This is a genomic window from Cobetia sp. MB87 (assembly GCF_011319755.1).
GTDB lineage: Bacteria > Pseudomonadota > Gammaproteobacteria > Pseudomonadales > Halomonadaceae > Cobetia.
On the sequence record NZ_VFBC01000008.1, the window covers coordinates 235,546 to 261,609 of the forward strand.

The following is a 26,064-nucleotide window of genomic DNA, read 5'->3' on the forward strand; positions in this document are numbered from 1 at the left end:
GTGATGAAGGGTCAACGACTACTGATGCGCCTGGCCGCAGGCGTATTGCTCAGTACGCTTAGCGCCTGTGGCGCCCTGACCAATATCACCATGCCGGGCAGCGAGCCGGAAGTGGTCAGCCCGAGTGTGCGGGAGAGCTGCTACGGCGCCGGTGATCTGCCGGATTTCACCGGCGAGGACTGTCTGCTGGATGAATGGGTCGCCTTCGCGCTGCAGGCCCAGCGTGGCAACAGCGGCTGGCGCGAAAGCACCCTGCTGCAGCTGGAAGGCAACCGTCACGACCGTCGCCTCGCGCGTGCCATCGTGCTCAGCTGGGGCGATGAATCGGACTGGCAGCTGGCCTCCGACCTCTACAAGGCGGACCTGCCCACCGCCCCGAGCCGCCTGCAGCCGCTGCTTCGCCAGTGGCTCAATGGCCTCGAGGAGCGTCGCGGTCTGATCGCCGAGCGTGACAAGAATGACGGTGCCCGTCGCAAGCTCAGCGCCGAGAACGCCCAGCTGACCAAGAAGCTGGAAGCCTTGACGGCCATCGAAGAATCGATCAATTCGCGCCGCCAGAGCACGCCCTGAGCCATCAGCGGCAGACTCTGGCCACGACCCTGTCACTCAATCCCCGTGATTGCATGACGCAAGACTGTGCGGCCCCGACGTCGATGTCCCCAGGCCCTCGGGTGTCGCAAGGAGAGTTAGTGTGAAATACGCACAAGCGCATATTCTGCTCGTCGATGATGATGCGAGCCTGCTCAAGCTGCTCGGCATGCGTCTCGAAAGCCGTGGCTTCAAGGTCACGACGGCCAGCAGTGGCCGCGAGGCGCTCAGCCGTCTCGAAGCCGCACGTCCAGACCTGGTCCTGTCCGACCTGCGCATGGATGAAATGGATGGCATGGCCCTGTTCGGTGAGCTGCAGAAGCGTCAGCCGGGTATGCCCGTCATCCTGCTGACCGCACACGGCTCCATCCCTGATGCCGTCAGCGCCACCCGTCAGGGCGTGTTCAGCTTCCTGACCAAGCCGGTCGACAAGGACGAGCTGTTCGCCGCCATCGATGAGGCGCTGGCCCAGGCGCCGCCCGTAAAGGAGGGTGACGATGCCTGGCGCGCTGGCATCATCACTCGCTCCCCGCAGATGGAGCAGATTCTCGAGCAGGCGCGCATGGTAGCGGCATCCGATGTCAGCGTGCTGGTCACCGGTCCGTCCGGTTCGGGCAAGGAGCTGATGGCCAAGGCCATCCACAACGCCAGCCCGCGTGCCTCGCGTCCCTTCGTCGCCATCAATTGTGGCGCGCTGCCGGAACAGCTGCTGGAAAGCGAGCTGTTCGGTCACGCCAAGGGCTCGTTCACCGGCGCGGTCAGTGCCCATCAGGGCCTGTTCCAGGCCGCGGACGGCGGCACCCTGTTCCTCGACGAGATCGGCGACATGCCGCTGGCGCTGCAGGTCAAGCTGCTGCGTGCACTGCAGGAGCGTCAGATTCGCCCGTTGGGGTCCACCACCTCGGTGCCCATCGATGTGCGCATCATCTCCGCCACGCACCGCAATCTCGACAAGGCGATGCATGATGGCGACTTCCGCGAAGACCTCTACTACCGCCTCAACGTGGTCAATCTGAAGCTGCCCGCCCTGCGCGAGCGTGCCGAGGATGTGCCGCTGCTGGCCAAATACCTGATCAGCCAGGCCGCCGCGCGCCACAAGCCGTTCGTGAAGGGCTTCTCGCCGGAAGCACTCAACCTGCTGGCCTCCAGTGCCTGGCCGGGCAACGTGCGTCAGCTGGTCAACGTGGTCGAGCAGTGTGTCGCGCTCACCAGCTCCTCGATGATTCCGGAAGCGCTGGTCTCCCAGGCGCTGGCCGCGGAGGAGAACGCCTTGCCGTCCTTCTCCGAGGCGCGTGCCGGCTTCGAGCGCAGCTACCTGATCAAGGTGCTGAAGATCACCGAAGGCAACGTGACCCAGGCGGCGCGTATCGCCGGGCGTAACCGCACCGACTTCTACAAGCTGCTGGGGCGTCATGATCTGGAGCCAGGTGTGTTCAAGCCGGGCGCCGAGCAGGGTCCGCCTGATTTTTGATCTAACGCGCCCGCTGCCGCGCGAAAGGCATGAGGTCAAAAGCGGCCCGCAGCTTCTCGCAAGGCCACGCGCATAAAGCGTGAGTGCAAAAGCGGCTCGATGTGTCTGACGTGAAGCGCCCATGAAAAAGCCCCGTTACCGGTTCCGGTAGCGGGGCTTTTTCGGTTTGGTAGCGCGACAGTGCCGATCAGAGGATCAGGGGCGCGGCTTGTAGCGGCGTTTGACCTCGACGGCCAGGCGGCCTTCGCCGAGGCGGATGGAGAGCATCTCGCCGGGCTGGGTCTGGTGGGCGGCGCGAATCACCTTGCTGTCGCCGGGTGCCGGCATCTGGCTGCTGCCGACGCGTTCGACGATGGCGTAGCCACGGTTGAGCACATTGAGCGGACTGACCGCATTCAGTGCGCGCATCGCGCCTTCCAGGCGTTCACGGTCAGCGGCCAGGCGACGTGGCAGGGCGTTGTTGAGGCGCGGGGTCAGCATCGCCAGTTGCTGACGATGGCGCTGGATGTCGCGCGCGGGGCTGGCCTGCTGCAGGCGGCGGGTCAACTGGTCGGCCTTCTGCTGCTCACGGGTCATGCGCATGCGCACTGCGGCGTGCAGGCGGCGTTCCAGCTCGCGGGCCCGTTGGCGCTGGGTTTCCAGCTCACGGGCCGGATGGCGCAGGCGCGAGCGGGCATGATCCAGACGCTGCGCCGCCTGGTCGAGGCGGGCACGCTGCGCGCGCCACAGGCGCTGCTTGAGGGCACTCAGCTGCTGCACCTGGGCGCGTTGGTCCGGGTACAACGCCTCGGCTGCGGCGGAGGGCGTCGGCGCACGCAGGTCGGCGGCCAGCTCCGCCAGGGTGGTATCGGTCTCGTGGCCGATGGCCGCCACCACCGGCAGGCGCGAGTGGAAGATGGCGCGCGCCAGATGCTGGTCATTGAAGGCCCACAGGTCTTCCAGGCTGCCGCCGCCGCGCGTGATCAGCAGCGCATCACAGTCGCTGTCGCGATTGGCCATCGCCACCGCGCGAATCAGCTGTGGCACCGCCTGCGGCCCCTGTACGGCGACCGGCAACACGCTCAGATGCGCCTGGGGCCAGCGCTTGCGCGTCACCGCGATCACGTCCTGCAGCGCCGCACCGGTGGCGGAGGTGATCACGCCCAGATGGCGCGGCGGATGGGGCAGGGCGCGCTGATTGGCGAACACGCCCTCGGCCGCCAGTTGCTCCTTGAGGCGCGCCAGTCGCGCCAGCCACTCCCCCAGCCCCGCCTGCTGCAATGCCTCGACGATCAACTGATAGTCGCCGCGCGCCTCGAACAGTGACACCTTGGCGCGCACCCGCACCCGATCTCCGTCCTTGGGCTTCTCGCGCAGAAACTGGGCACGGCTCTTGAACAGCGCACAGCGCACCTGGGCGTTGTCATCCTTGAGCGTGAAGTAGCAGTGGCCGGAGCGTGGCTGCGAGAAACCCGAGATTTCCCCCTCGATCCAGAGCTCCCCCAGGCCTCGCTCCAGCAGGCCCTTGGCCTCGCGGTTGAGCTGGGTCACGCTGATGGCGTTGGCGGCAGACGAGGTTTCGAACACGCGACATTCCTTGTATGGGAGCGAGTGAGGGCGCGGGGCGGAAGCTTGGCCGAGTGAGGTGGACATGATGCCACAGGCGATGGCTCTGCCACCAAAAAGCCCCCGCACTCCTGAAGGAGAGCGGGGGCTTGGGGATTGCCACAGAGAGGGTCTGGGTCAGGCCGTCTGAGTCTTGCGCTTGCCGAGTCGTGACAGCAGGAACGGCCCGAGCAGCAGCACCAGTGAGGCCAACCACAGGCCCTGCGAGATGCCGGATTGCCACAGGATGCTGCTGTCCCCGCCGCTGATGGCCAGGGCGCGACGCAGGTTCTCTTCCATCAGCCCGCCGAGCACGAAGCCCAGCACGATGGTGGCCAGCGAGAAATTCAGCTTGCGCAGCAGGTAGCCCAGCACGCCGATGCCCAGCATCAGATAGATGGCTCCCATGTCGGAATGCAGCTGATAGACCCCGACGAAGGACAGGATGACGATGCCCGGCACCAGTGCCCAGCGCGGGATGGTCAGCACGCGAGCGAAGAAGCCGGCCAGCGGCAGGTTGAGCAGCAACAGCACGATGTTGCCGATATAGAGTGAAGCGATCAGGCCGCCCGCGACCTTGGGATGCTCGCTGAACATCATCGGGCCGGGCGTGATGTTGTAGAGCATCAGTGCGCCCAGCAATACGGCGGTAGTACCGGAACCCGGGATGCCCAGAGTCAGCATCGGCACGAAGGAGCCCGCCGCGGATGCGTTGTTGGCGGCTTCCGGCGCGGCCAGGCCGCGCATGTCGCCGGTACCGAAGGTGTTGTGCTTGTCGCTGACGCGCTTTTCGGTGGTGTAGGAGACGGCACCCGCCACCGAGGCACCGGTGCCCGGCAACACCCCGATCAAAAAGCCGAGCAGGCCGGAGCGCAGCATCGCGCCCTTGCAGTAGAGAATTTCCTTCATCGTCACGAACACGCGGCCGATGACAGGTAGGGCGCCGGTCTTGCCGTGTTGCAGGCGGCTCTCCAGCATCAGCAGGATTTCGCTGATCGCGAACATGCCAATGATCAGTACCACGAAGTCGATGCCGTCGTAGAGGTCGGGAATATCGAAGGTGAAGCGCTGGATACCGGTGCCGGAATCGACGCCGACGGTGCCGATCAGCACGCCGATGATGGCGCCCAGTGCGGTCTTGACCGGGTCCTTGCCCATCATCACCGACATGGAGGCGAAGGCGAACACCATCATGGTGAACAGTTCCGCCGGGCCGAACTGCACGGCTACCTTGGCCAGCAGCGGGGCGAACAGGGTCAGACCCAGGATCGCGATGCTGGCACCGACGAAGGAGCTGATCGCCGAGATGCCCAGTGCCGGTCCCGCCAGGCCCTGCTTGGCCAGCGGATAGCCGTCGAGGGTGGTCATCACGGCCCCGGCGTCACCCGGTACGTTGAGCAGGATGCTCGACATCCGGCCGCCGTATTCGGCGCCGGTATAGATACCTGCCAGCAGAATCAGTGCCGACTCTGCAGGCAGGCCGAGGGTATAGGCCAGCGGCATCAGGATGGCGATGCCGTTGATGGGGCCGATGCCGGGCAGGGCACCGAACAGGGTGCCCAGCAAGGCGCCGGTGAAGGCCAGGCCAAGGTTGAGCGGCGTCAGTGCGACGCCAAAGCCCTGGATGATGAAATCAAACATGAGAAAGCCCTCTCGGAATCAGGAAAACCACAGCCCGGTCGGCAGCGAGATTTCCAGCACGGCGGTGAACAGCACGTAGCTTGCGCCGGCCATCAGTACCCCGGTCACGCAGGCGGCGCGCCAGCTGGCACCGAACAGTCGTGCGATGGCGGTGATCGTGGCAACGGCCGTGATGGGGTAGCCAAGACGCACGAAGAAGAAGGCGAAGGCGATCAGAATCACCATCACCAGCCCCAGCTGCATCAACACGCTGGCGGATGGCCAGTCACCTTCCGGGCCGGGGCGCAGAATCAGCACTAGCGAGAAGATGGCCATCAGGATCGAGAGGCCGATGGGAAAGGCTTTGGGGCCTACCGGGTCGTAGGCGAAGGGCACTTCGATACTCAGGGACTGGGCGACGATGAACGCCGCCAGTCCCATCAGGGCGAAGCCCAGGATGCGATCGGCGGCGAGTCTCATTTTGTCAGTCCCACTTCCTTGGCGAGGTTCTTGAAGCCAGCGATCTGGGTTTTCACGTAGGTGTCGAAATCCGCGCCGAACTTCTGGATCGGGAACAGGCCGCGCGCTTCACGGATCTCGGCGAATTCCGGCTTGTCGCTCAGCTGCTTGAGGCGCTCGACCCAGGCGTCGTAGTCGGCATCGCTGACGTCCTTGCCCATGTAGTAACCGCGCCAGATCGGCCAGGTCACGTCGTAGCCCTGCTCGGCAGCCGTGGGAATCTCGGCGAAGGCGCCTTCGACACGCTCTTCGGATAGCGCCGCGAGTACGCGAATCTTGCCGCTGGAAAGCTGTGACTGAAGCTCTGACAGATCACCGGTATAGACCTTGATGTGATTGCCCAGCAGTGCCGCCAGGGCTTCACCACCGCCCTCGAAGGACACGTAACGCAGCTTGCGCGGTGACACGTCGATGGACTTGGCGATCAGCGCGGCCTTCATCCAGTCCTGGCTGCCGATGGTGCCGCCGGCACCGAAGGGAATCTCGCTGGGGTGTGCCTTGAGGTCCTGCATCAGTTCATCGAGGGTCTGCCAGGGAGCGTCTGCATTGACGACCACCGCGCCATAGTCGACGCCCAGTGCACCGACCCAGCGCACGTCATCGGCGCTGAACTTGCCGAACTTGCCCAGCGCCAGATTGACGGCGGCGCCGGTGCTGGCGGCCACCAGCAGATTCGGGTCATCGCTGCGCACCCCGATGACGTGGTTGTAGGCAACCGCACCGATGCCACCCGGCATGTAGGTGACCATCATCGGCGAGTCGATGATGCCGGTTTCCAGCAGGCCATTGGCGGCCAGACGACAGGTGAGGTCATAGCCACCACCGGGCTTGGCCGGGGCGATGCATTCGCTCTTGTCGGCGGCCGCGGCGGGCGTGGCCGAAAGGCTTGCCGTGGCCAGTGCGATGGGGACAGCCATCGCGGCGGCGAGGCGCAGTGGGGTGAAGCGGCGAAGTGAGGAGGGCAGGTATCGGGACTGGGGCATGGTGTGCTCCTGATGGCTGTTGTTTTTGTCTTCGCAGCGCCTTTTGCTTTATGTTCATGGCGGCAGGATGGCGCTGTCTCGGCAATGCATCGCATGCGTGATTGCGATACCGGCATGTTAGGAGCGCGACCTTTCATCAACCTGTCACTTTCCCTTCATCTCACTGAGACTTTGGATGCATGCGCCTGCTCGTCGTCGAGGATGATCCCCTCATTTCCCGCACCCTGCAGCGCAGTCTTTCGGCGCTGGGTTTCTCCATCGACGCCTTCGAGACTCTGGCTCCCGCGCGCGATGCCGCGCGTCAGGGCGGCTTTGATCTGATCCTGCTCGACCTCGGCCTGCCCGACGGGCAGGGCATGGACCTGCTGGCGGAGTTGCGCCAGCGCAATGACCTGACGCCGGTGCTGATCATCACGGCGCGGGACGGTGTCGATGACCGCGTGCGCGGGCTGGATCTCGGTGCCGATGACTACCTGGCCAAGCCGTTCTCGCTGGTGGAGATGGAAGCGCGCGTACGTGCCTTGCTGCGGCGCAGTCAGGGGCGCTGCGACAACAGTGTGCGCTTCGGGCCACTGTCGCTGTCGACCAGCAGCGGCATGTTCACTCTGAGTGAGGCGACGCTGGACCTGCCGCCACGCGAACGACGCCTGCTGGAAAGTCTGATGCTGCACGCCGGCAAGGTGGTGTCGCGCGAGGTGATCGAAGGCAAGGTGTTCGGTTATGGCGAGGTGGGCTCCAACGCGCTGGAGGTCTATATCAGCCGCCTGCGCAAGCGTCTGACAGGCAGTGAAGTGCAGATCCGCACCCTGCGTGGGCTGGGTTATCGTCTCGAGCTGACAGACGCCGGATGATCATCCACGGCAAGTTGCGTGATCGTCTGCTGGGCTGGCTGTTGAGCATGATGTTCATCGTCGGTGGCCTGCTGATGATCGACGCCTGGGCCACCAGTCAGCGCTCGGCGCAGCGCGCCTTCGACAATCAGCTCGAGGATGCGCTGCTCGCCATGTCAGAAGCCATCCAGTGGCAGGATGACAAACCGCGCATCATGATGCCGCCCGCCGCGCTCAAGATTCTCTCCACGCGCCATCAGGAGCGCGTCTTCTATCGCTTGATCGATGATCAGGGTCGGGTACTGGCCAACAATCTCGACATGCCTCTGCCGTCCGGGCTGCAGCGCGAGGCGGCCGAAGGCGATGTCTGGCATGACATGCGTTATCAGGGCGTCGATTGGCGGCTGCACGCGCGCAGCGTGCGCTCGGCAGGCTGGGAGCGGCAGTTTCGCGTGCAGGTCTGGGTCGGCCATACCACCGAAGGGCGCGAGCAACTGGCGCGTGAGCTGATGATTCGCGCCACGGGACGCATGCTGGTGATGGGGCTGTTCGCCGCCATGATGATCTTCATCACCCTGCGTCTGGCGCTGACGCCGCTCAAGCGACTGCGTCATCAGCTGCGTCGGCGCCAACCGCAGGATGCCAGCCCGCTGTCGGGCACCATGCCCGAGGAAATGCGCGAGCTGGTCGAGACACTGGAGCAGCTGTTCGCCCGTCAGGGGGAGTCACGTGATGCCCTGCTGCGCTTCACCGCCGATGCCAGCCATCAGCTGCGCACACCGCTGGCGGGTGTGCAGAATGCTGCCGAATTCGCGCTGAGCAGCGACTCACCGACCCAGTGGCATCAGGCCTTGAGCGATATCCATGCCAGCGCTGAACGCACCAGTCGTCTGGCCGGGCAGTTGCTGAACCTGACGCGGCTGCGTCATCTGGCACTGCCCACGCAGCAGGACGCGCTGGACCTCGCTGACTTGCTTCGCGACGTGGTGATGGAGTGGGTCGATCACGATCTCGCGCGCCAGCATGACCTGGGGATGGCTGAACTGCCCTCACAGCCGGTCTGCGTGATAGGCGAGGCGTGGGCGCTGCGCGAGATGATCGGCAATCTGATCGAGAATGCGCTGCGCTACACCCCGGCGGGTAGCGAGATCACCCTGGGACTTGTCCTTGAGGCAGAGGGCAGGGGAGTGGTGCTGAGCATCGAGGACAACGGCCCCGGCGTCGATCCACAGATGCTGGAACGACTCTGTCAGCCCTTCGAGCGCGCCGGACGTCAGGACACCGATGGTTCGGGGCTGGGGCTGGCGATCGTCGAGACGATTGCCCGGCGTCATCAGGCCGAGTTGCAGATCAGCAATCGCGACCCAGGGGGGCTGTGCGTGCGCATTCGCTTTGCGGGGAGACAGCTATGAAGTTCATGCCTGACAGGCTGCGCGCCATGGCCTTCGCTATCGTTTCCTCCATCGTTCCCACCCGGGCCTGCCGAGTCACGAGCCGCCTGTGGCTTGTGCTGTGGGCGGGGATTGGCATGTTCTCTCTGATTCAGCCAACCATGGCATCTGCGGCGCCACCCCAGGCACGGCTGGTGATCGAGGCGGCGATGGACCGGCAGGTCGCGGCTCCTTTGCTGGCGGCGTTCTCGCGCCGCTATCCCGACGTCGAGCTCGACTACCGCGACCGCAGCTCGATGGCCGTCAATGCCCTGGCCCAGCAAGCAGATGCGCAGGCAGACATCATCCTTAGCTCGGCAATGCCTTGGCAGGTGGCGCTGGTCAATCAGGGGCTGGCGCAGCGACTCGACAGCGACGAGGCTCGACAGTGGCCGGAGTGGGCCAAGTGGCGCGATGAGGTCTTCGCCTTCACCTTCGAACCCATCGTGATGGCCTATCGGCTGGACCTCGCCGCAAGGATGCTGCCGCCTGTCTCGCATGCCGATGTCCTGAATCTGCTGACAGAGCATGCCGAGACGCTGGCCGGCCGGGTAGTGGCCTATTCGCCCTCCAGAAGCGCACTGGGCTATGCGCTCTACCTGCAGGATTCCCGTTATTCTGGACGCTTCTGGAAGCTGGTCACGGCGCTGGGGCGGGTTGATGCCACTCTCGAGACCAGCACCCAGCGCATGCTGGAAGGTCTGAGTGACGGGCGCTACTGGCTGGGCTACAACCTCCTGGGCTCCTATGCATTGCAGTGGGCGCAGACGCATCCCGACATCATCGTGCAGATGCCCTCTGACTATGCGCTGATCTCGATGCGCACCGCCTTCATCCACCGCGATGCCCCGCACCCGGAGCAGGCGCGTGCCTTCATCAACTTCCTCATCGGGCGGGAAGGTCAGCACGTCGTGGCCGGCGAGACGCCGCTCTACAGCATCCGGGATGACATCACCGGCCCTTTCACCGCCCAGTCATTGCGCGACCAGGTCGGGCAGCGGCTGTATCCCCAACCGCTGGATGCCTCGTCATTGAGCATGTTGGATAACGCGCGTCGCAATGACTTCCTCGCCCGCTGGTTCGATGCCTATTCGGGCGGCGCCCCGACGCCCTGACGGTCGCCTGCGGCCTGGCAGGCAGCCGTTACGCTCTCACTGCCCGCCAGGCCGCAGGCCGCGCCATCCGTGGCTTTAGTTGACCAGATGGTTAGTGCCATCGGGACGAGAAGTTGCGAGTTTGATAGCCTGCGACGTTTGTCTCGAGTGGGGCGAATGGGTTATCATGGGTGATTACCTCGCAGCAACCGCTAGAACCGTAGTCATGGCGCCTGTCCATCGGGCCCTGCACTGCGGCTTTCGCGCATCCCTCATAAACTGCTACTGGGCGTTCGACATGCTACGTATAGCGCAAGAAGCTCTGACGTTTGATGACGTTCTTCTCGTCCCCGGCTACTCCGAGGTCCTCCCCAAGGACGTCAGCCTGAGATCACGTCTCACACGCGACATCAGCGTCAATATCCCGCTCATCTCCTCTGCGATGGATACCGTCACCGAAGCTCGCCTGGCCATCGCCATGGCGCAGGAAGGTGGTGTCGGCATCATCCACAAGAGCATGAGCATCGCCCAGCAGGCCGCGGAAGTCCGCAAGGTCAAGAAGCACGAGAGCGTCATCGTGCGTGACCCGGTCACTGTCAGCCCGAAGGCCAAGATCCAGGATCTGCTGGCGATGTCCGAGGAGCATGGCTACTCCGGCTTCCCGGTGGTCGAGGGTGAATACCTGGTCGGTATCGTCACCGGTCGCGACATGCGTTTCCAGCCTGACTTCAGCGACACCGTCGCCGGCATCATGACCGGCCGCGAGAAGCTGGTCACCGTGCTGGAAGGCACCCCGCTCGAGCAGATCAAGGCCAAGCTGCAGGAAAGCCGCATCGAGAAGATGCCGATCGTCGATGACGAATTCCGCCTGCGCGGTCTCGTCACCGTTCGCGACATCGAGAAGGTCAAGACCTACCCGAACGCCGCGAAGGACAGCAACGGCAGCCTGCTGGTCGGCGCCGCCGTCGGCACCGGCCCGGAAACCCCGGACCGCGTCGCGGCGCTCGCCGAAGCCGGCGTTGACGTCATCGTCGTCGACACCGCTCACGGTCACTCCAAGGGCGTGATCGACCGCGTCGCCTGGGTGAAGGAGCATCATCCGAAGATTCAGGTCATCGGTGGCAACATCGCGACCGCCGAAGCCGCCATAGCCCTGGCAGAAGCCGGCGCGGACGGCGTCAAGGTCGGCATCGGCCCGGGTTCCATCTGCACCACGCGCATCGTCGCCGGTGTCGGTGTGCCGCAGATGAGCGCCGTCGCCAACGTCGCGGCCGCCATGGCCAAGTACGACGTGCCGGTCATCGCCGATGGCGGTATCCGCTTCTCCGGTGACATCGCCAAGGCCATCGCCGCAGGCGCCAGCATCGTCATGATCGGCGGCCTGCTCGCCGGTACCGAGGAAGCGCCGGGTGAAGTCGAGCTGTTCCAGGGTCGTACCTACAAGGCGTATCGCGGCATGGGTTCCATGGGCGCCATGTCCCAGACCCAGGGTTCCAGCGACCGTTACTTCCAGGACAAGAACGCCGGCGTCGAGAAGCTGGTACCGGAAGGCATCGAAGGCCGCGTGCCCTACAAGGGCATGATGAGCGCCATCGTGCACCAGCTGATGGGCGGCCTGCGTGCCTCCATGGGCTACACCGGCAGCCAGACCATCGAAGAGATGCGCACCAAGCCGCAATTCGTGCAGATCACCGGTGCCGGCTTCGCCGAATCCCACGTCCACGACGTGCAGATCACCAAGGAAGCGCCCAACTATCGGCGCGACTGAGACATAGCGAAGCGCGACGCAAAGCGGGAGCCCAACACGGGTTCCCGCTTTGCTTGGGTCGAACGAACTTTCGGTATCGGCTACCCTCGACGCCAGATTGTTTCGGCCCTGCGCTCCCTCGCAGCTCCGAAGCGGGTCTCACGACTCCCCAATGAGAGACTGAAGATGCAAGACATCCATTCCCACAAGATCCTGATCCTCGATTTCGGTTCCCAGTACACACAGCTGATCGCGCGTCGCGTGCGTGAGCTGGGCGTGTTCTCCGAGGTGCGTGCCTTCGACATCACCGAAGAAGAGATCCGCGAGTACAACCCCAACGGCATCATCCTGGCCGGTGGCCCGGAATCCGTCACCGAGCTGGACTCGCCGCGTGCGCCCGAGTGCGTGTTCGAGATGGGTCTGCCGGTGTTCGGCATCTGTTACGGCATGCAGACCATGGCCGAGCAGCTCGGCGGCAAGGTCGAAGGCTCCAACGTGCGCGAATTCGGCTATGCCCAGATTCGTGTCGATGGTGAGTCCGCGCTGTTCAAGGACATCAAGGACCACCTGGACGACGAAGGTCGCCCGCTGCTCGACGTCTGGATGAGCCACGGTGACAAGGTCGCGAAGGTTCCGGAGACCTTCACCGTCACTGCCTCCACCCCGAGCTGCCCGATCGCCGCCATGGCGTGGGAAGAGAAGCAGTTCTACGGCGTGCAGTTCCACCCGGAAGTCACCCACACCCTGCAGGGCCAGCGCATCCTCGAGCACTTCGTGATCGAGATCTGCCAGTCCGAGCGTCTGTGGACCCCGGCCAAGATCATCGAAGACCTGACCGATCGCGTTCGCGCCCAGGTCGGTGACCGCAAGGTGCTGCTCGGCCTGTCCGGCGGTGTCGACTCCTCCGTGGTCGCGGCGCTGCTGCACAAGGCCATCGGCGACCAGCTGACCTGCGTCTTCGTCGACAACGGTCTGCTGCGCAAGAAGGAAGGCGACCAGGTCATGGAAACCTTCTCTCGCCACATGGGCGTCAAGGTCATCCGTGTTGATGCCGAAGACCTCTTCCTCGGCAAGCTGGCTGGCGTCAGCGACCCGGAAGCCAAGCGCAAGGCCATCGGCAACACCTTCATCGAAGTGTTCGATGCCGAAGCCGCCAAGCTCAAGGACGTCGACTTCCTCGCCCAGGGCACCATCTACCCGGACGTGATCGAATCCGCTGCCAGCAAGACCGGCAAGTCCCACGTCATCAAGTCCCACCACAATGTCGGCGGCCTGCCGGACGACATGAAGATGGAACTGGTCGAGCCGCTGCGCGAACTGTTCAAGGACGAAGTCCGCAAGGTCGGCCTCGAACTCGGCCTGCCCTACGACATGGTCTACCGTCACCCCTTCCCGGGGCCGGGTCTGGGCGTGCGTATCCTCGGTGAAGTGAAGAAGGAATACGCGGACATCCTGCGTGAAGCCGACGCCATCTTCATCGAAGAACTGCACAACTTCGGCTGGTATCACAAGACCAGCCAGGCGTTCGCCGTCTTCCTGCCGGTCAAGTCCGTTGGCGTCGTCGGCGATGGCCGTCGTTACGAGTGGGTCATCGCCATTCGTGCCGTCGAGACCGTCGACTTCATGACGGCCCGCTGGGCGCACCTGCCGTATGAGCTGCTGGAGAAGGTCTCCAATCGCATCATCAACGAGCTGGAGCACGTCTCGCGCGTCACCTATGACGTCAGCAGCAAGCCGCCGGCCACCATCGAGTGGGAATGATCACCTGACGATCACCCCTCGCTGAGCTGAGGCAGCGTTCTGTCGAGATGGTCTCTTGAGCTGATCGAGACGAGAACGCAGCAAGCAAAAAGCCCTTCTGGCCATTGGCCGGAAGGGCTTTTTTGTGGGCGCGATTCAGAGATCTCTTACCGCTTTGCTCACTTCTGCTCGGCTGTCTCCTTCCTGGCCTTCTGCAGGTTCAGCCGGACGCCGTGAGAAGAGTGAAAGAAGCCGAAGCCGGCCAGTGGGCGGGTGGCACCGTCGGGAGTCTGCCAGTAGACATCGGCGCGGTGATTGCGGACTTCGTGCATCACGGCATCGTATTGCAGTAGCAGTGAGTCCGGTTCGGGCTTTTCGGTCGTCACGTTCCATTCGGTGATGACCAGCACGTAGTCGCCGAGTTGTGGCTGATAGGTAGATGCGATATGCGCCCCGTTCAGCCTCAGCGGCAGGCTGTTGCCATCCTCGGAGAGCGCGAGGTGGTGACTGAGGTAGTCGCCGAGTTGGTCCACCAGTGGCTGTGGCAGGGACTGGCCTGGTGCCTGCTCACCAAGGGCTGCCAGTGCCGGCGCGGCGATCAGCAGGTCTTCACGCGGGAATTGGAGCGTGAGGTGCAGCGTTTCTTGCGATTGCTGCTCGAATGTCAGCACGCTGCCGGGCAGGGCGTGGGCGTGAGCCGTCTCGATGAGGCCGCCTCCCGCCCCGCTGGCCCCATAGCCGAGGGAGATCACGGCAAGGACAAGTAGGGCGGTGCGCCAGGAAACGTGCCGGATCATTCGGTCTGGCCGCCGTAGTCGTCGGTGCGATCCCGCCATACCGAGTGCGGGTGGTTGCCGACCTTGTCGGTGGACTTGTTCGACTGCAACGAGAATTCGATCCACAGCGAGGGGCCGTGGATACGCACGTAATCGTTCTCGGCGCTGACCTGCGGCGTGCCGGAGAAGCCGAGGTAGGTGTCCGAAAGCTCTGCGGTGTACTTCGCCATGTAGGCCTTGGCCTCCGGCGCGGAGATGTCATCCACATAGGTTTCGATGGCCTTCAGCAGCAGCGCTTGCTGGTCGTCATCCAGCTCGGAGACGGGAATGCCTTCATAGCTATCGGGGATGGCATCGTCGGCCTGGGGGCCAGCGAGGATGTCACGGTAGGTGCCTTCCAGCGTCGCTTCGGCCTGTTGATCCTCGGAGAGCGAGCTGAGCAGGGTGGCGAAGGCATCGCGTTCCTGGGTCAGCGGCTCGTTCACGCGGCCGTTCATCTCGAAATAGGGGAAGGGTTCCACGCCACGGAAGGAGGGGGTGGCCCCGGCCAGCTTGCCGTCGGTGTAGGTGTTGGCGAAGGCCATGTGGTGGCCGCCGTAGTACAGCTCCCAGGTGCCGCTTTCACCCGGTGTGCCGAGGAAGGCGAACTTGGTGTTGTAGGAGGAGTAACCGGCCTTGTAGTCGGTGCTGACGGTGTTGATGTAGTCGTCGGCGTTGAGCGTCTGAATCATCTCGTCGAAGCCTTCATCCGGCGCATGGCCGGTGGCTTCCAGCATGATGGCTTTGACGAGGCCGCGCTGCTTGATGCTCAGCTCGCCCAGCAGCACGCCGGGGCGTTTCGGGAAGGCACCGGCTGGCAGGTTGCTCCAGTTCTCGGCCTCTGCGAGGGAGTAGTCATGCTGCAGGTTATGCAGGATGGCATCGTCGGAGATGTCGGCCTTGAGCAGATCAATCAGGCACAGCATGCGCTCATAACCTGGCGTGTCGCCGCACTCGGCGGTGCTCTCGGGGATCGGCACGCTCTGCATCTGAGTGCTAGTATCGCCCATTCGCGCGCGCAGCGCCTCGCTCAGGGCCTGGTCTTCCGCTGACATCGGCGGCGGGCCATCGTGATCGGGCGGCGGCCCATCGTGCCCTTGTTGTGCGAGGACGGGGAAGGACAGGAGCGCGGCCAGCGCGGCTCCTCCGGTCACTACGAGACGTCGGGACATCGATGGGCCTATTTTCCGGGGACGAAGGAAAACCTTAGCCCGCCTGACGTCGAGCAGGAAGCCTTCACCCGATGATTTCTTTGTGCACATGCCGTGCCCTGTGCGTCGGCTGGCGACGACAGCCACGGGGCATGTACGGCTCACGCCAGTGTCAGGTCACCGTCGTATTCGAAGCGTCTTTCCTCGCCGGTGACAGGGTCAATGAACTCGAATCCCTTGGAGAGCAGCTGCAGGGGGCGCGCGTAATCATCCGGCGAGAGCGGTTGCAGCTCGGGGTAGTAGCGATCATTCAGGATCGGCCAGCCCAGCGTCTGCATATGCACGCGTAGCTGGTGGGTTCTGCCGGTGACAGGGTGCAGCTCGAACAATGCCTGGTGGTCAGTCTGCTGCACGCAGCGAATCACCGAGTGGCTGTTGGCCGCGCCTTCGGTGACATGAATGCGAAAGCGTTGCTCGCTCTGTTCGAGACGATTCTTCACCTCCCACTGCTGGCCCACCAGGGATTCCTCGCTGTGTATTTCGGCGATGGCCTGATAGGTCTTGTGGATATTCCGCGACTTGAATAGCTGATGGTAGAGGGGGCGCGTGTCGGGATTGACGGAGCACAGCACCAGCCCCGCCGTGACTCTATCCAGCCGATGCACCGCCTGCAGCGCCTCTATCCCGGTGTGCTTGCGCAGCCGCTGCTGCAGGCACTCATTCACGTACAGGCCACCGGGAGTCACCGGCAGAAAGTGCGGCTTGTAGGCCACCAGAATGTGCTCATCCTGATAGAGAATCCGCTCCGCGAAGGGAATGCTCGGCTCGCTTGCCACCTCGCGGTAATAGAACACGCGCAGGTGTGGCTGGTAGGGCGACTCTGGGGTAATCCGCGAGCCATCATCGCGATGCACCTTGCCCTCGGCCATGCGCTCGCGCCAGCGTGACTCGGCAATCGCCGGAAACTTGAGCAGTAGATACTCCAGTACCGTCGTCACACCGGGATTGACCTGAGGCAGACTCAGCTTGGAAGGACGCGCGGAAATGGACATGGAAGGCCTGAGGTTGGGTATAGGGCTATGATTTTTATTGTATATGAGTTATTACAAAATCTCTATTTTTAAAGTTTTCTTATAGTGCTTTGTTATTTGCATATTGGATAAGTTTGAGCTTATAGATCTTGTGTTAAGAAACGTGAATTTTTATGTAGAAAATCTATAAAAATTGATTTAGTGTCTGTTTTTACAGATATTGATGATTTATAGGTGATGCTCTTAAGTTTAAGCTATAACGCTCATTTCTATAATTGTCTAGCATAAGTACAAATTAACAGTGCGAGGATTTATGAAGACTATTGCAATATTTAATAACAAAGGTGGAGTAGGAAAAACAACGTTTTGTGCCAATTTAGCCACGCATGTTGCACTTAACTATGATAAGAAAGTGTTAGTTATAGATCTTGATCCCCAAGCTAATATCACACATTATATGTTAGGAGATGAGCTGGCAAGTAAGGTCATAGCTCCTTATTATGATAGTGATCTTGATAAAGAGTATGGCACGGTTGTAGATGCTTTTGATGATTATGAGCTTGGTAGCAGTGAGATAAATACTAAGATAACTCCTGTTGTTTGTGAGAGATTTGGTGCTTCTATTATAGCTGGCAATCCTTTTTTAGCCTCGTTTGAAGATATATTAAGTAAGAAGTGGAATGAGCTTTCTAATCCGGATAATGTAAGTGGGATAAGAATATCAAATTGGATAAATACTTTGCTGAAGCAGCAAGATGGAAATTTTGACTATGTGTTTATCGACTTAAGCCCAAGCTTGGGTGCTATTAATAGAACTGCTCTATTGGCTTCTGACTATTTTATATCTCCAATGAGTTGCGATATATTTAGTTTGGTGGCAATAAAGAATATTAGGCAATGGTTTGATGGCTGGGTATCATATTATAATGAGAGGATTGTCAGATTTAAAGAAGAAAAGCCTACTGTATGGAAGAAAATTGGATCTGGTGTTAAAGAAGAAGTATCTATAGATAGTGGTTTTTTAGGCTATACATTGCAGTCATATATTTCAAGAAAAGATGCTCAAGGTAATGTGAGAACAACACAAGCATATCAAAGAATCATTGATAATTTCGAACCTGAAGTTCAACAAAATATGGGGGGGTACAAGAAACCGAGTATCCATTCACATTTAGAGCTAAATTTAGGCGAAATACCTCATATGTTCGGGATTTTGGCCTTGTCTCAATATGTTGGGGCGCCTATAGCAAACCTCAATTCATCCGATGGAATGGCTGGTTCTCAATATGCACAAGCGAAGAACTATATCAAAGCCTTTGATGTTATAACCGAAAAGGTTATGAGGAATATTGGAGGTGTTGCTAATGTGGCCTGATTCTCTTGTGCGTGAATTGGTTGAGAAGCGATGTATAATTCATTTAGGTTCTGGTATATCCAGTCAGTCAACTAATGAGAATGGGGATAGACTACCAAGTTGGCATGATCTTTTAGATTATCTAAAGGAAAAAACATTGACAGAGGCTAATGATATACAATTAGTTAATGAGTTTCTTGAGCATAAGAAATTCTTAGATGCCGGCGAGGTAATTCGCACTAAAGGTAGTGATGCAGAATATAATGCTAAAATAAGGGAAGTGTTTATAGAGAGTGGGTTTAAGCCCTCTGCATCACATGAGGTGATTGTAAATATAGCTCCTAAGATTATTTCCACTACTAATTTTGATACGCTGATGGAATCGTCTTTAATAGACAATTCTGGTAATGACTCTTTTACTCAATTTGATCATACGCGCGATGGGTTGCTGGATGCTATAAGGTCTCCAGGAACTATACTTGTTAAAATGCACGGATGCGCTAAACATTCATCTCAAACAATATTAAGCCGTTCTGATTATTTTAAGCTCAGAAAAAAGCATCGTCAGTTTTTTGAACTTACATCTTCTCTCTATAAGGTGAATACAGTTTTGTTTATAGGGTGTGGGATAGAAGATCCAGATATCAATTTACTTCTAGAGAATAATAATATTGAAACAGATAGTTCAAACCCAAGTTATGCCCTTGTTGGATCGAGATCGTACGCATATAAAATAAGAGAGTCTATTAGATCTCAATACAATATTCAAGTTATATCCTATGAGCAAGAAAGTGATAATGATCATACTAAATTTTCAGAGAAGCTGTGTGAGCTTGCAGATAAAGTAGATGAAGTGCGTGCTAAGCATGGTACTGTTGCTTAATTAATAAGATTAAATTAAAAAAGCCCTCCCGGCATCGCCGGGAGGGCTTTTTCATGCGTCTTGCGGACTACGTTCACCGATGGGCTGATCTGCGGGGTTCTACTGAGATCAGACCGTTACATCGGGTGTTGCTCTTCTTCGTAGAGCTCGGCCTTGGCGTCGCGTAGGACATCTTCGCAGGCGCTGTGGTTGGCCAGTTGCAGCATCAGATTCTGGCTGAGGGCGAAGCCCTTGCCCAGGCAGGTGTCGACCTCTTCGCGGGTGAGCGCCGGGGTGACATTGCAGTCAATCTTCATCGTACGACTACCGCCATCAAAGCGGTCGGCGAGGGCGCGCAGGCGCCAGGCAAGCCGTGTTTTCCAGCGGGCGGTGGGGTCGGGGCCTTCCGTCACGTCGAGCGTGCAACGCCATTCAGGTTTGTAGACCTTCATGTGAACCTCCTCGGCTGGTCGTTTTCAATGATCGATCGTGATGTTCTGCTCCGCGTGCTGTGCTTGATGTCGTGCCTTGTTGCTCGTACCAGAAATGCGTTCCAGTCGTGCATATGACAGTCGTGCTAGAGGCTCGCGCGTCGTCTTGATCGACGACAGGCCGAGCCTCTCTACTCACCATACGAGTTTTGGCGCCGAGATACATCAGTCTGAGTGTAAACGGTGCTTATCCTGATGTATCTGCAACAGTTGCTCCAGCGCCAGATGCAGCCAGTCGAAAGTATCAAGTGGCCTCACGACCCGCGCTGGCACGCCACTTTGTGCGGCGGTGGCGGGGCTAGCAGTGGGAGTGTGCTCGCCCAGCAGCTCCGCCAGGCTCTCGACCTGGATGCCTTCGCGTAATGCGAATGTCTCAAGCTCGCCACTGGCCAGCCAGATCTCCTGAATCACCGTCGGCACCGCACTCATTGCACAGGCGTAGTCGAGAATCTCGCCGCGCTCGCGTTCTGCTGCAATGCGCGCGGCATGCGCCAGAAGTTGGGCGCTCAAGGCCGGAAAGCGTGCCTCGGCAATGTGGGGCGGCAGGTGCGAATCGCCAGATTCGGACGCTTGCCAGCGGCGCAGCGCAGGAGGGAGCTTTATTGAAGAGTCCGGCATTGAAGCGTCTGACGACGGGCAGGCAGACGGGTGATAAATCTTGGAGGCCATGTGGATAAACTCCAGAGCGAAGGGCGAACCGGCAGGCCGGTCAAGGGTCTAGGGTCGAGGGGCTAGGGCCGAAGGGCTAGGCTCAGGGCGAGGCAGCAAAGGCGACTGCCGCTGAAGGATCAGACAGCGAGAAAGGCAGAGTGTTGGATGGCGGGAGAGTCAGCGCCGCTTGCGCGGCAGTCACTGCTGCCATCGCGCCCCACCATGGCAGCTCGCGGAGGCTAAATCCCTCCGATGTGGCAGGTGTTTGCGTCAAGAGGCCTCAAGGCGGGATTGCGCTGCCAAGTGGTTAATCCTGCGAGACAAATCATCAATCGATGCAACCAGACGGCCACTTCGTGCGTACACAGCAGGACGTGCCCGCTGCGTTGCAGCGCCGGACCATCCCCCCTGGAGAGAATTGACATGACGAAGTACGCCGATCGAATCCGCATTTCCCTGTTGCTGCTGCGCCTCGGGGTCTTCCTCGTGATCACGATGTGGACACTGGACAAGTTCTTCAATCCTGGCCACGCCGCCGCCATCTTCGAGAAGTTCTATGCCATCGGTGGCCTGGGCGAAGGCATCGTCATCGCGATTGCCGTCGTCGAGATGATGCTGTTGCTGCTGTTCGTCACCGGCGTGAAGAAGACCCTCACCTACGGTCTGGTGCTGTTGCTGCACGCCGGGTCTACCTTCTCTGCCTTCAAGCAGTATCTGGACCCGTTCGATCACCTGCTGTTCTTCGCCGCCTGGCCGATGCTGGCGGCCTGTGTCGCGCTGTTCATGCTGCGCGAGATCGACACCTGCTTCACCCTCGGCGGCAAGCAGGCGCGCCTTGAGGAAGAAGCGGCACGCTAAGTGGCCGTGGCCGAACTGGCTGCAAGGTTCGGCCCTTTCCCTTGATGAGATGACACACAAAAGCGCCGTTCGGGACATGCCCGAGCGGCGCTTTTGTGTGGGGAAGTATCGCCATCGTACGTCTTCGTGTGGCCTTTGTTGCTTGCGCCGTGGAGAGTGGGGTTTCCAGCGTTGTTATGTGTTGTTTCTTGTTATGTTTATCCAAAAGGCAATCAGTTGGCTTATGTGCTGATGGTAAAGCCCATGATTGTATCTGCTGTGCTCCATAACCGGCATTACGTAATCATCTGATGGCAAGGTCCACAGGCAGCACTGTGCTTGCTCAGGTCACGTCATGCCTTGCTACGCCATGCGGGATTTCTGCTGCAGGCCCAGTGAGTCACTCAGCACCTTGAGAGCGCTGGAGAAATCCTCGGACTCGGTCGCCTGCGCGGGGCTGTCCGCGCTGGCCTTCTCGCTGACGACACTGCTGGCGCTGGTCTTGTCGCTGGCGAGTGTATCGTCACTGGCGTTGCGCGCGATGATGGCGTGGAGGGCCGGCAGGCTGGCGTGATTGTGGAACTGCCATACGCCATAGATGCGGCCATCGAAGGAGGCTTCACTGCCCAGAGTCGGGTCGACGGCAAGCCCGGCGCCCAGCCCGAACATGTAGAGGCCCGCAAGACGCTGGCCGTGGATGTCACAGGGGTTGCCGTTGGCATCGGAATCCAGACCGCCATTCACTTCGCGCAGCGTGATGGGCTGATGATGGGCGTCGCTGATGGTGGGCAGAATCGGCTGATAGCCATTGCACTGCACGACGATGGGCGCGTCGGCGAGCACTTCGCTGGCCAGTTCCAGGCGTTGGGCACTGCCGGGGCCGGTCTGCACCAGCTGGATGTCCATCGCGCACTCTTCGATGCGGCCAGTGGCCAGAATTTCCTGACCGATGGCCAGTGCCCGGTAGCGCAGCCCGCCGGAGCGATTGATGCGACCGCTGATCGGGCACACATCGCGCTCGGCATCATAGTGATAGCCTGCGGCGCGCGCCTCTTCGGCATTCTCGAAGAACAGCCGAATCGGCGAGCGATGCAGCAGGGTGATCTCCTTGACGCGGGTGTTGCGCAGCGCGTCGGCCAGCACGTCGAGCATCGAGAAGGCGCTGTGCGAGCCACCCACCACACAGACACGACCACCACGGCGTAGTCGTGGCAGCAACAGGCTGCGTAGCTGTCCCGGCGGCATGCGCAACAGCTCATCCCCGCTGTAGATGCGTGCCCGCCGCGACGGTGTCAGTCCCTGACGATTGAGGCTCTGGGTCAATCGCTCCGGGCATTGCTGGCCGCCCAGGTTGAGTACCAGGTTCTCGGTGCGCAGCCGCGACGTGCGCTGGGCCACTTCCGGTTCATGCGAGAGGGTCAGAATGCTGGTGCCGTCGAGGTATCGCAGCGTATCCAGGCTGGTGCCGCACCACATCTCGACGCCCGGCAGGGCGGTGATGTGCGCCAATACCAGGGCACTGGCGGCTTCCAGCAGCTCGCCGATCTCATCGAGTCGCGGGGAGGAGTAGGGATCGGCCCGGATTCGCTCCAGGCAGGGTTCGCCTTCGAGCGGGGCCAGCACGTCGGCGAGTGCCGGGTCGCGCAGGCAGTCGAGGAACACATCGCCGACCGAGTTGGCGGTGATGCGATATTCGCCCAGCCGCCCAGCACCAAGCTTGCCGCTGGCGTGGGTGCCGCCAGCATCGAGAATCAGCAGTCCGTGGCGGGCCAGTGTCGTGATCTGGCCTGTCTTGAGGGCATTGAACAGAAATCCCATGCCTGCCGGGCCGACACCGGCCACGATACATCCGTAGCCCGTGATTCTTGAGAGGTCCTTCATGTCGTCTTGCTCCCTGGGTCGTAGTGACATCTAGTGGCTGTTTCGGTAGAGAGGTGTGACCCCCTCTGACAGCTGGCGGCTTGATGACTGCGCCGCTCTATTGCTGCTCCCCTGTTGTCGGGGCAGCGGTGACCGTGGTGTTGCAGAGGGTAAATATCATCTGTCAGTGCGATATCGTTTTCTCTTTCTCACGCTATTACAGCAACTTTCCTATGCGTGGTGACGTGCATTGTGGCGATGAAGTAACAGGATTCACGTCATTGGTGTTTCCATGGTGTTGCCGGTTCTGTGTATCAGCGACCTGTGCCTTGGGCCGGGCTTGATGACCGGTTCCATGACCGGTTCCATGACCGGTTTCATGGCCAGTGTGATGAGCGGCTTTGCGCTGCCGGTCAGTACGCTTGCAACGATCCAATTCGGGAGACCACCCCGAGACTGAAAACGTCTGTGCGGCACGGACAGCATTTCGCTATCTGCAAGTCGTTGATATTCAAGACATAGATTCAGATAGAACCTTTGGGCGCGCAGCGGCACCGCTGCGGTAGCCGAGCGGTATCCCGCAGTACATCACTGATGAGAGGTGGCATTCCTCATGCTCGGCATGGGGGTGGGCCCATCTCGGTATGCGCCAATTCTGGTGTGTCATTGGCACTGATAGTCTGAGGCAGATAACAAGAACGTCTTGATGATTAACCCGTCACGAATGCCAGCGCCATTTTCATGAAGTGCGCTGCAGGAAATGCACGGCGTGAAATACGCAGCGACTCAGCCAACGTCTGATATTGGCTTCCGTACCATGCCAACTGACCGTTGGCCATTTTGTTTAATTAACGATAATTAATAAATGATATTTGGCAGGAATCGAATCCTGTCGTGACGAAAATCATGCTTTGAGTTGAGTTGAATTCGAGGTGACTCATACGGTGTGCTGAGAGGCGAGTCTGGCGAGCAAGAGAGGGCGTTGCTCAAAAAGGCTATCTCGCCTGGGGAGCAGGTATCAGGCGCAGACATCCGTGGCAGGCGTTGGTGGCCATGCTCTGCTATGCTCTGCGCCCGCGCGTAAGCCCGTTCGGCTCGTGCCTGTTCATCGATTGAAGGAATGTCCCCGTGACTGACGCCACCGCCACCCCTGCCTTTGCCTCTCTGGCGCTGGCGCCCGAGCTGCTCGACAACCTCGCCACGCTCGAATATCACACCATGACGCCGATTCAGGCGCAGAGCCTGCCGCCGATGCTGGAAGGGCGCGATGTCATCGCCCAGGGCCAGACCGGCTCCGGCAAGACCGCTGCCTTCGGGCTGGGCCTGCTGTCGCGCCTCAAGGTCTCGCGCTTCCGTGTGCAGTCACTGGTGCTGTGTCCGACCCGTGAGCTGGCCGATCAGGTCGCCGGCGAGATCCGTCGTCTGGCGCGCGGCCTGCACAACGTCAAGGTGCTGACGCTGTGCGGCGGCGCGCCCTTCGGCCCGCAGCTGGGCTCGCTGGAACACGGCGCGCATATCATCGTCGGTACGCCGGGACGCGTGGATGAGCACCTGCGCAAGGGCAGCCTCAGCCTTGTCGAGCTCAATACTCTGGTGCTGGACGAAGCCGACCGCATGCTCGACATGGGCTTCGCCGAGGTGCTGGATGCCATCGTCGCCGAGACCCCGGAAGAGCGTCAGACACTGCTGTTCAGCGCGACCTTCGCCGATGGCGTGCGTCCGATCGCCGAGCGCATGCTGCGTGACCCGGTCAGCATCGAGGTGGCCTCCACCCACGATGACAGCAGCATTCGTCAGCTGTTCCACCGTGTCGCCGATGACGAGGCGCGTTTCGAGGCGCTGCGTATCCTGCTGCTCAAGTACCGCCCGGAATCCAGCGTGGTGTTCTGCAACACCAAGCGTCAGGCGCAGGAAGTCAGCGATGCCCTCAATGAGCACGGCTTCAGTGCCATGGCACTGCATGGTGATCTGGAGCAGCGTGAGCGTGATCAGACGCTGGTGATGTTCGCCAACAAGAGCACCTCGATTCTGGTGGCTACCGATGTCGCGGCGCGCGGGCTGGATATCGAAGCGCTGGACGCGGTATTCAACTACGAGATCGCGCGTGATCTCGATGCCCACGTACACCGTGTCGGGCGTACTGGCCGCGCCGGCAGTTCCGGCATCGCCTGTACGCTTTACACCGAGAAGGAAGACTATCGTCTGGCCAAGCTGGGAGACTTCCTCGAGCAGACGCTGGAAGCCGAGCCGTTGCCCTCGAAAAGCATGCTGACGCGTGAGCCCTTCCATGCGCGCATGGCGACGCTGCAGATCGACGGAGGCAAGAAGGACAAGCTGCGTCCCGGCGATATCCTCGGCGCGCTGACCGGTGACGGTGGCCTGGAGGGCAGCAAGATCGGCAAGATCAAGGTGCTGGCGCGGACCACCTTCCTCGCCGTGGAGCGTGATGTCGCCAAGTCGGCACTCACCCAGCTGATGAACGGCAAGCTCAAGGGGCGCTCCTTCCGCGCGCGTCGTCTCAAGAGCTGAGCGGGGCAGTGTCAGGTCGCGTGATCAGCAGCTCTCTGAGGGAGGCTGCACCACGTATTTCATCTGCCATGCGACCTTGATATCACCCCAAGCGAAGCCCGCCACCACGGCGGGCTTCGTGCTTTTTGAGCAGCAGATTGACGCTCGCAGCCGCTGCGGGCGGTGGCTAAGCTTGAGGTAACGTCCCTGATCGGCAGGGCGCTGATCCGGTACCTCGTGATGACTGCCAACGCCGTCGACAACCTTCGCATCCGTGAAGAACGTCTCATTGATCATGAACGCATCTACCGTATTCATGAGTCCGTCTTTGCCGGCCATCGTGAAGCGCGCCTGGGTGACAGATTGCGCCGGGGCAATCTGGCGCAGATCTCGCTGGTGGCTGAGCGTGTCACCGACCCGGAGACCGGCCGCCATCTCAGTGAAGGCGAGGGCGGTCTGCTGGGGCATGTGATGGTGTCGCGCGTGACGCTTTCCGGCTACCCGGACCGCGTGCTGATGGCGTTGGCACCGCTGGCGGTGCTGCCCCAGCATCAGCGTCACGGCATCGGCAAGCGGCTGGTGATCTCGGCGGTCAAGCGCTGTCGGCTGTTGGGAGCGGGGGCTGTGGTGGCGGCTGGTCATGCGGATTTCTATACCCACCTGGGCTTTCATCCGGCGTGTCATTACGGGCTCTACTGCCATCATGACGACGTGCCGGGTTCCTTCGTCGCCTTCGAGTTGCTGCCGGACTATCTGGAGGGGCTGGGCGGAGAAGTGCAGTTTCCCGATACCTTCTCTGAGCTTGGTATCTGAGCCGTCTGGAGTGGGTGATCTGATCAGCTCTGAGCGGTTGTTGTGGACAGCAACGAGCAACTCGGTGTTGCGTGACCCTTGAAAC

The 26,064-nt window shown here is 60.7% G+C and carries 22 protein-coding genes; 12 read left to right on the plus strand and 10 right to left on the minus strand.

Features of this window, described 5'->3' with window-relative positions; translation table 11 throughout:
• Positions 1-3: 3 nt before the first annotated feature.
• Together CDPAHKCJ_RS10545 and glrR are read left to right on the plus strand one after the other, a co-directional pair.
• A complete protein-coding gene (locus CDPAHKCJ_RS10545) occupies positions 4-570 on the plus strand; it encodes a hypothetical protein (RefSeq protein WP_166019746.1) in 567 nt (188 codons plus the stop codon).
• 121 nt (positions 571-691) lie between these two features.
• Positions 692-2,059 carry a two-component system response regulator GlrR gene (gene glrR / locus CDPAHKCJ_RS10550; protein WP_054555312.1) on the plus strand — a complete coding sequence of 456 codons (1,368 nt, stop codon included), beginning with the start codon at positions 692-694 and terminating at the stop codon, positions 2,057-2,059.
• A gap of 195 nt (positions 2,060-2,254) precedes the next feature.
• Here glrR and xseA read toward each other — a convergent pair whose 3' ends face one another.
• From xseA to CDPAHKCJ_RS10570, 4 genes are all read right to left on the minus strand, one after another.
• The gene (gene xseA / locus CDPAHKCJ_RS10555) at positions 2,255-3,625 is read right to left on the minus strand and encodes an exodeoxyribonuclease VII large subunit (RefSeq protein ID WP_346773923.1); all 1,371 of its coding nucleotides are present in this window, start codon (positions 3,623-3,625) and stop codon (positions 2,255-2,257) included.
• A gap of 156 nt (positions 3,626-3,781) precedes the next feature.
• A complete protein-coding gene (locus CDPAHKCJ_RS10560; protein ID WP_166019748.1) occupies positions 3,782-5,284 on the minus strand; it encodes a tripartite tricarboxylate transporter permease in 1,503 nt (500 codons plus the stop codon).
• Positions 5,285-5,302: 18 nt separating this feature from the next.
• Positions 5,303-5,743, minus strand: a complete 441-nt coding sequence (locus CDPAHKCJ_RS10565) for a tripartite tricarboxylate transporter TctB family protein (protein ID WP_166019749.1) — start codon at positions 5,741-5,743, stop codon at positions 5,303-5,305.
• Positions 5,740-6,765: a tripartite tricarboxylate transporter substrate binding protein gene (locus CDPAHKCJ_RS10570; RefSeq protein WP_240916757.1), complete on the minus strand. Its 1,026-nt coding sequence runs from the start codon at positions 6,763-6,765 to the stop codon at positions 5,740-5,742. Before CDPAHKCJ_RS10570 ends, CDPAHKCJ_RS10565 begins: the two co-directional genes overlap by 4 nt.
• A 179-nt stretch (positions 6,766-6,944) precedes the next feature.
• Between CDPAHKCJ_RS10570 and CDPAHKCJ_RS10575 the strand changes: the two genes are divergently transcribed.
• The 5 genes from CDPAHKCJ_RS10575 (at position 6,945) to guaA (ending at position 13,627) form a co-directional block, all read left to right on the plus strand.
• A complete protein-coding gene (locus CDPAHKCJ_RS10575) occupies positions 6,945-7,616 on the plus strand; it encodes a response regulator (protein WP_166019750.1) in 672 nt (223 codons plus the stop codon).
• Positions 7,613-9,007 carry a sensor histidine kinase gene (locus CDPAHKCJ_RS10580; RefSeq protein WP_166019751.1) on the plus strand — a complete coding sequence of 465 codons (1,395 nt, stop codon included), beginning with the start codon at positions 7,613-7,615 and terminating at the stop codon, positions 9,005-9,007. The genes CDPAHKCJ_RS10575 and CDPAHKCJ_RS10580 overlap by 4 nt, the downstream gene beginning before the upstream one ends.
• A gap of 116 nt (positions 9,008-9,123) precedes the next feature.
• On the plus strand, positions 9,124-10,140 hold the full coding sequence (locus CDPAHKCJ_RS10585; RefSeq protein ID WP_166019752.1) for an ABC transporter substrate-binding protein: 1,017 nt from the start codon (positions 9,124-9,126) through the stop codon (positions 10,138-10,140).
• A gap of 277 nt (positions 10,141-10,417) precedes the next feature.
• Complete coding sequence (gene guaB / locus CDPAHKCJ_RS10590) at positions 10,418-11,887, plus strand: IMP dehydrogenase (RefSeq protein ID WP_166019753.1); 1,470 nt, start codon at positions 10,418-10,420, stop codon at positions 11,885-11,887.
• A 165-nt stretch (positions 11,888-12,052) separates the two neighbouring features.
• Positions 12,053-13,627, plus strand: a complete 1,575-nt coding sequence (gene guaA, locus CDPAHKCJ_RS10595; RefSeq protein ID WP_166019754.1) for a glutamine-hydrolyzing GMP synthase — start codon at positions 12,053-12,055, stop codon at positions 13,625-13,627.
• Positions 13,628-13,785: 158 nt separating this feature from the next.
• On the opposite strand, the gene CDPAHKCJ_RS10600 is transcribed toward guaA, so the two are convergent.
• From CDPAHKCJ_RS10600 to CDPAHKCJ_RS10610, 3 genes are all read right to left on the minus strand, one after another.
• On the minus strand, positions 13,786-14,403 hold the full coding sequence (locus CDPAHKCJ_RS10600; RefSeq protein WP_166019755.1) for a hypothetical protein: 618 nt from the start codon (positions 14,401-14,403) through the stop codon (positions 13,786-13,788).
• Positions 14,400-15,593, minus strand: a complete 1,194-nt coding sequence (locus tag CDPAHKCJ_RS10605; RefSeq protein WP_205700844.1) for a DUF3500 domain-containing protein — start codon at positions 15,591-15,593, stop codon at positions 14,400-14,402. Before CDPAHKCJ_RS10605 ends, CDPAHKCJ_RS10600 begins: the two co-directional genes overlap by 4 nt.
• A 140-nt stretch (positions 15,594-15,733) precedes the next feature.
• On the minus strand, positions 15,734-16,624 hold the full coding sequence (locus tag CDPAHKCJ_RS10610) for a pseudouridine synthase (RefSeq protein WP_166019756.1): 891 nt from the start codon (positions 16,622-16,624) through the stop codon (positions 15,734-15,736).
• A 292-nt stretch (positions 16,625-16,916) separates the two neighbouring features.
• Here CDPAHKCJ_RS10610 and CDPAHKCJ_RS10615 point away from each other — a divergent pair, with 292 nt between their 5' ends.
• Together CDPAHKCJ_RS10615 and CDPAHKCJ_RS10620 are read left to right on the plus strand one after the other, a co-directional pair.
• On the plus strand, positions 16,917-17,978 hold the full coding sequence (locus CDPAHKCJ_RS10615) for a ParA family protein (RefSeq protein WP_166019757.1): 1,062 nt from the start codon (positions 16,917-16,919) through the stop codon (positions 17,976-17,978).
• Positions 17,968-18,840 (plus strand): SIR2 family protein, encoded by an 873-nt coding sequence (locus CDPAHKCJ_RS10620; RefSeq protein WP_166019758.1) that lies wholly within the window; start codon positions 17,968-17,970, stop codon positions 18,838-18,840. Before CDPAHKCJ_RS10615 ends, CDPAHKCJ_RS10620 begins: the two co-directional genes overlap by 11 nt.
• Before the next feature lie 116 nt (positions 18,841-18,956).
• Here the strand turns inward: CDPAHKCJ_RS10620 and CDPAHKCJ_RS10625 are convergent, their stop codons facing one another.
• Positions 18,957-19,271, minus strand: a complete 315-nt coding sequence (locus CDPAHKCJ_RS10625; protein ID WP_043333722.1) for a hypothetical protein — start codon at positions 19,269-19,271, stop codon at positions 18,957-18,959.
• Between the two features lie 204 nt (positions 19,272-19,475).
• Positions 19,476-19,979, minus strand: coding sequence for a hypothetical protein (locus CDPAHKCJ_RS10630; protein ID WP_166019759.1), 504 nt, complete (start codon positions 19,977-19,979; stop codon positions 19,476-19,478).
• Between the two features lie 405 nt (positions 19,980-20,384).
• On the opposite strand from CDPAHKCJ_RS10630, the gene CDPAHKCJ_RS10635 reads away from it, so the two are divergent.
• Positions 20,385-20,819: a hypothetical protein gene (locus tag CDPAHKCJ_RS10635; protein ID WP_166019760.1), complete on the plus strand. Its 435-nt coding sequence runs from the start codon at positions 20,385-20,387 to the stop codon at positions 20,817-20,819.
• 342 nt (positions 20,820-21,161) lie between these two features.
• Here the strand turns inward: CDPAHKCJ_RS10635 and CDPAHKCJ_RS10640 are convergent, their stop codons facing one another.
• Positions 21,162-22,679 carry a hypothetical protein gene (locus CDPAHKCJ_RS10640; protein WP_205700845.1) on the minus strand — a complete coding sequence of 506 codons (1,518 nt, stop codon included), beginning with the start codon at positions 22,677-22,679 and terminating at the stop codon, positions 21,162-21,164.
• A 1,107-nt stretch (positions 22,680-23,786) separates the two neighbouring features.
• Between CDPAHKCJ_RS10640 and dbpA the strand changes: the two genes are divergently transcribed.
• A complete protein-coding gene (gene dbpA / locus CDPAHKCJ_RS10645; RefSeq protein WP_166019761.1) occupies positions 23,787-25,187 on the plus strand; it encodes an ATP-dependent RNA helicase DbpA in 1,401 nt (466 codons plus the stop codon).
• A gap of 219 nt (positions 25,188-25,406) precedes the next feature.
• Positions 25,407-25,979: an N-acetyltransferase gene (locus CDPAHKCJ_RS10650; protein WP_166019762.1), complete on the plus strand. Its 573-nt coding sequence runs from the start codon at positions 25,407-25,409 to the stop codon at positions 25,977-25,979.
• The last annotated feature ends 85 nt before the right edge of the window (positions 25,980-26,064 follow it).

Coding starts and splice junctions, on each gene's coding strand:
- CDPAHKCJ_RS10605 (WP_205700844.1), bottom strand. CDS start 15,593: ATGTCCCGACGTCTCGTAGTGACCGGAGGAGCCGCGCTGGCCGCGCTC.
- CDPAHKCJ_RS10570 (WP_240916757.1), bottom strand. CDS start 6,765: ATGCCCCAGTCCCGATACCTGCCCTCCTCACTTCGCCGCTTCACCCCA.
- CDPAHKCJ_RS10625 (WP_043333722.1), bottom strand. CDS start 19,271: ATGAAGGTCTACAAACCTGAATGGCGTTGCACGCTCGACGTGACGGAA.
- CDPAHKCJ_RS10630 (WP_166019759.1), bottom strand. CDS start 19,979: ATGGCCTCCAAGATTTATCACCCGTCTGCCTGCCCGTCGTCAGACGCT.
- guaA (WP_166019754.1), top strand. CDS start 12,053: ATGCAAGACATCCATTCCCACAAGATCCTGATCCTCGATTTCGGTTCC.
- CDPAHKCJ_RS10635 (WP_166019760.1), top strand. CDS start 20,385: ATGACGAAGTACGCCGATCGAATCCGCATTTCCCTGTTGCTGCTGCGC.
- CDPAHKCJ_RS10565 (WP_166019749.1), bottom strand. CDS start 5,743: ATGAGACTCGCCGCCGATCGCATCCTGGGCTTCGCCCTGATGGGACTG.
- CDPAHKCJ_RS10580 (WP_166019751.1), top strand. CDS start 7,613: ATGATCATCCACGGCAAGTTGCGTGATCGTCTGCTGGGCTGGCTGTTG.
- CDPAHKCJ_RS10610 (WP_166019756.1), bottom strand. CDS start 16,624: ATGTCCATTTCCGCGCGTCCTTCCAAGCTGAGTCTGCCTCAGGTCAAT.
- CDPAHKCJ_RS10620 (WP_166019758.1), top strand. CDS start 17,968: ATGTGGCCTGATTCTCTTGTGCGTGAATTGGTTGAGAAGCGATGTATA.
- CDPAHKCJ_RS10600 (WP_166019755.1), bottom strand. CDS start 14,403: ATGATCCGGCACGTTTCCTGGCGCACCGCCCTACTTGTCCTTGCCGTG.
- CDPAHKCJ_RS10575 (WP_166019750.1), top strand. CDS start 6,945: ATGCGCCTGCTCGTCGTCGAGGATGATCCCCTCATTTCCCGCACCCTG.
- CDPAHKCJ_RS10585 (WP_166019752.1), top strand. CDS start 9,124: ATGTTCTCTCTGATTCAGCCAACCATGGCATCTGCGGCGCCACCCCAG.
- CDPAHKCJ_RS10650 (WP_166019762.1), top strand. CDS start 25,407: ATGACTGCCAACGCCGTCGACAACCTTCGCATCCGTGAAGAACGTCTC.
- CDPAHKCJ_RS10615 (WP_166019757.1), top strand. CDS start 16,917: ATGAAGACTATTGCAATATTTAATAACAAAGGTGGAGTAGGAAAAACA.
- CDPAHKCJ_RS10640 (WP_205700845.1), bottom strand. CDS start 22,679: ATGAAGGACCTCTCAAGAATCACGGGCTACGGATGTATCGTGGCCGGT.
- CDPAHKCJ_RS10560 (WP_166019748.1), bottom strand. CDS start 5,284: ATGTTTGATTTCATCATCCAGGGCTTTGGCGTCGCACTGACGCCGCTC.
- CDPAHKCJ_RS10545 (WP_166019746.1), top strand. CDS start 4: ATGAAGGGTCAACGACTACTGATGCGCCTGGCCGCAGGCGTATTGCTC.
- guaB (WP_166019753.1), top strand. CDS start 10,418: ATGCTACGTATAGCGCAAGAAGCTCTGACGTTTGATGACGTTCTTCTC.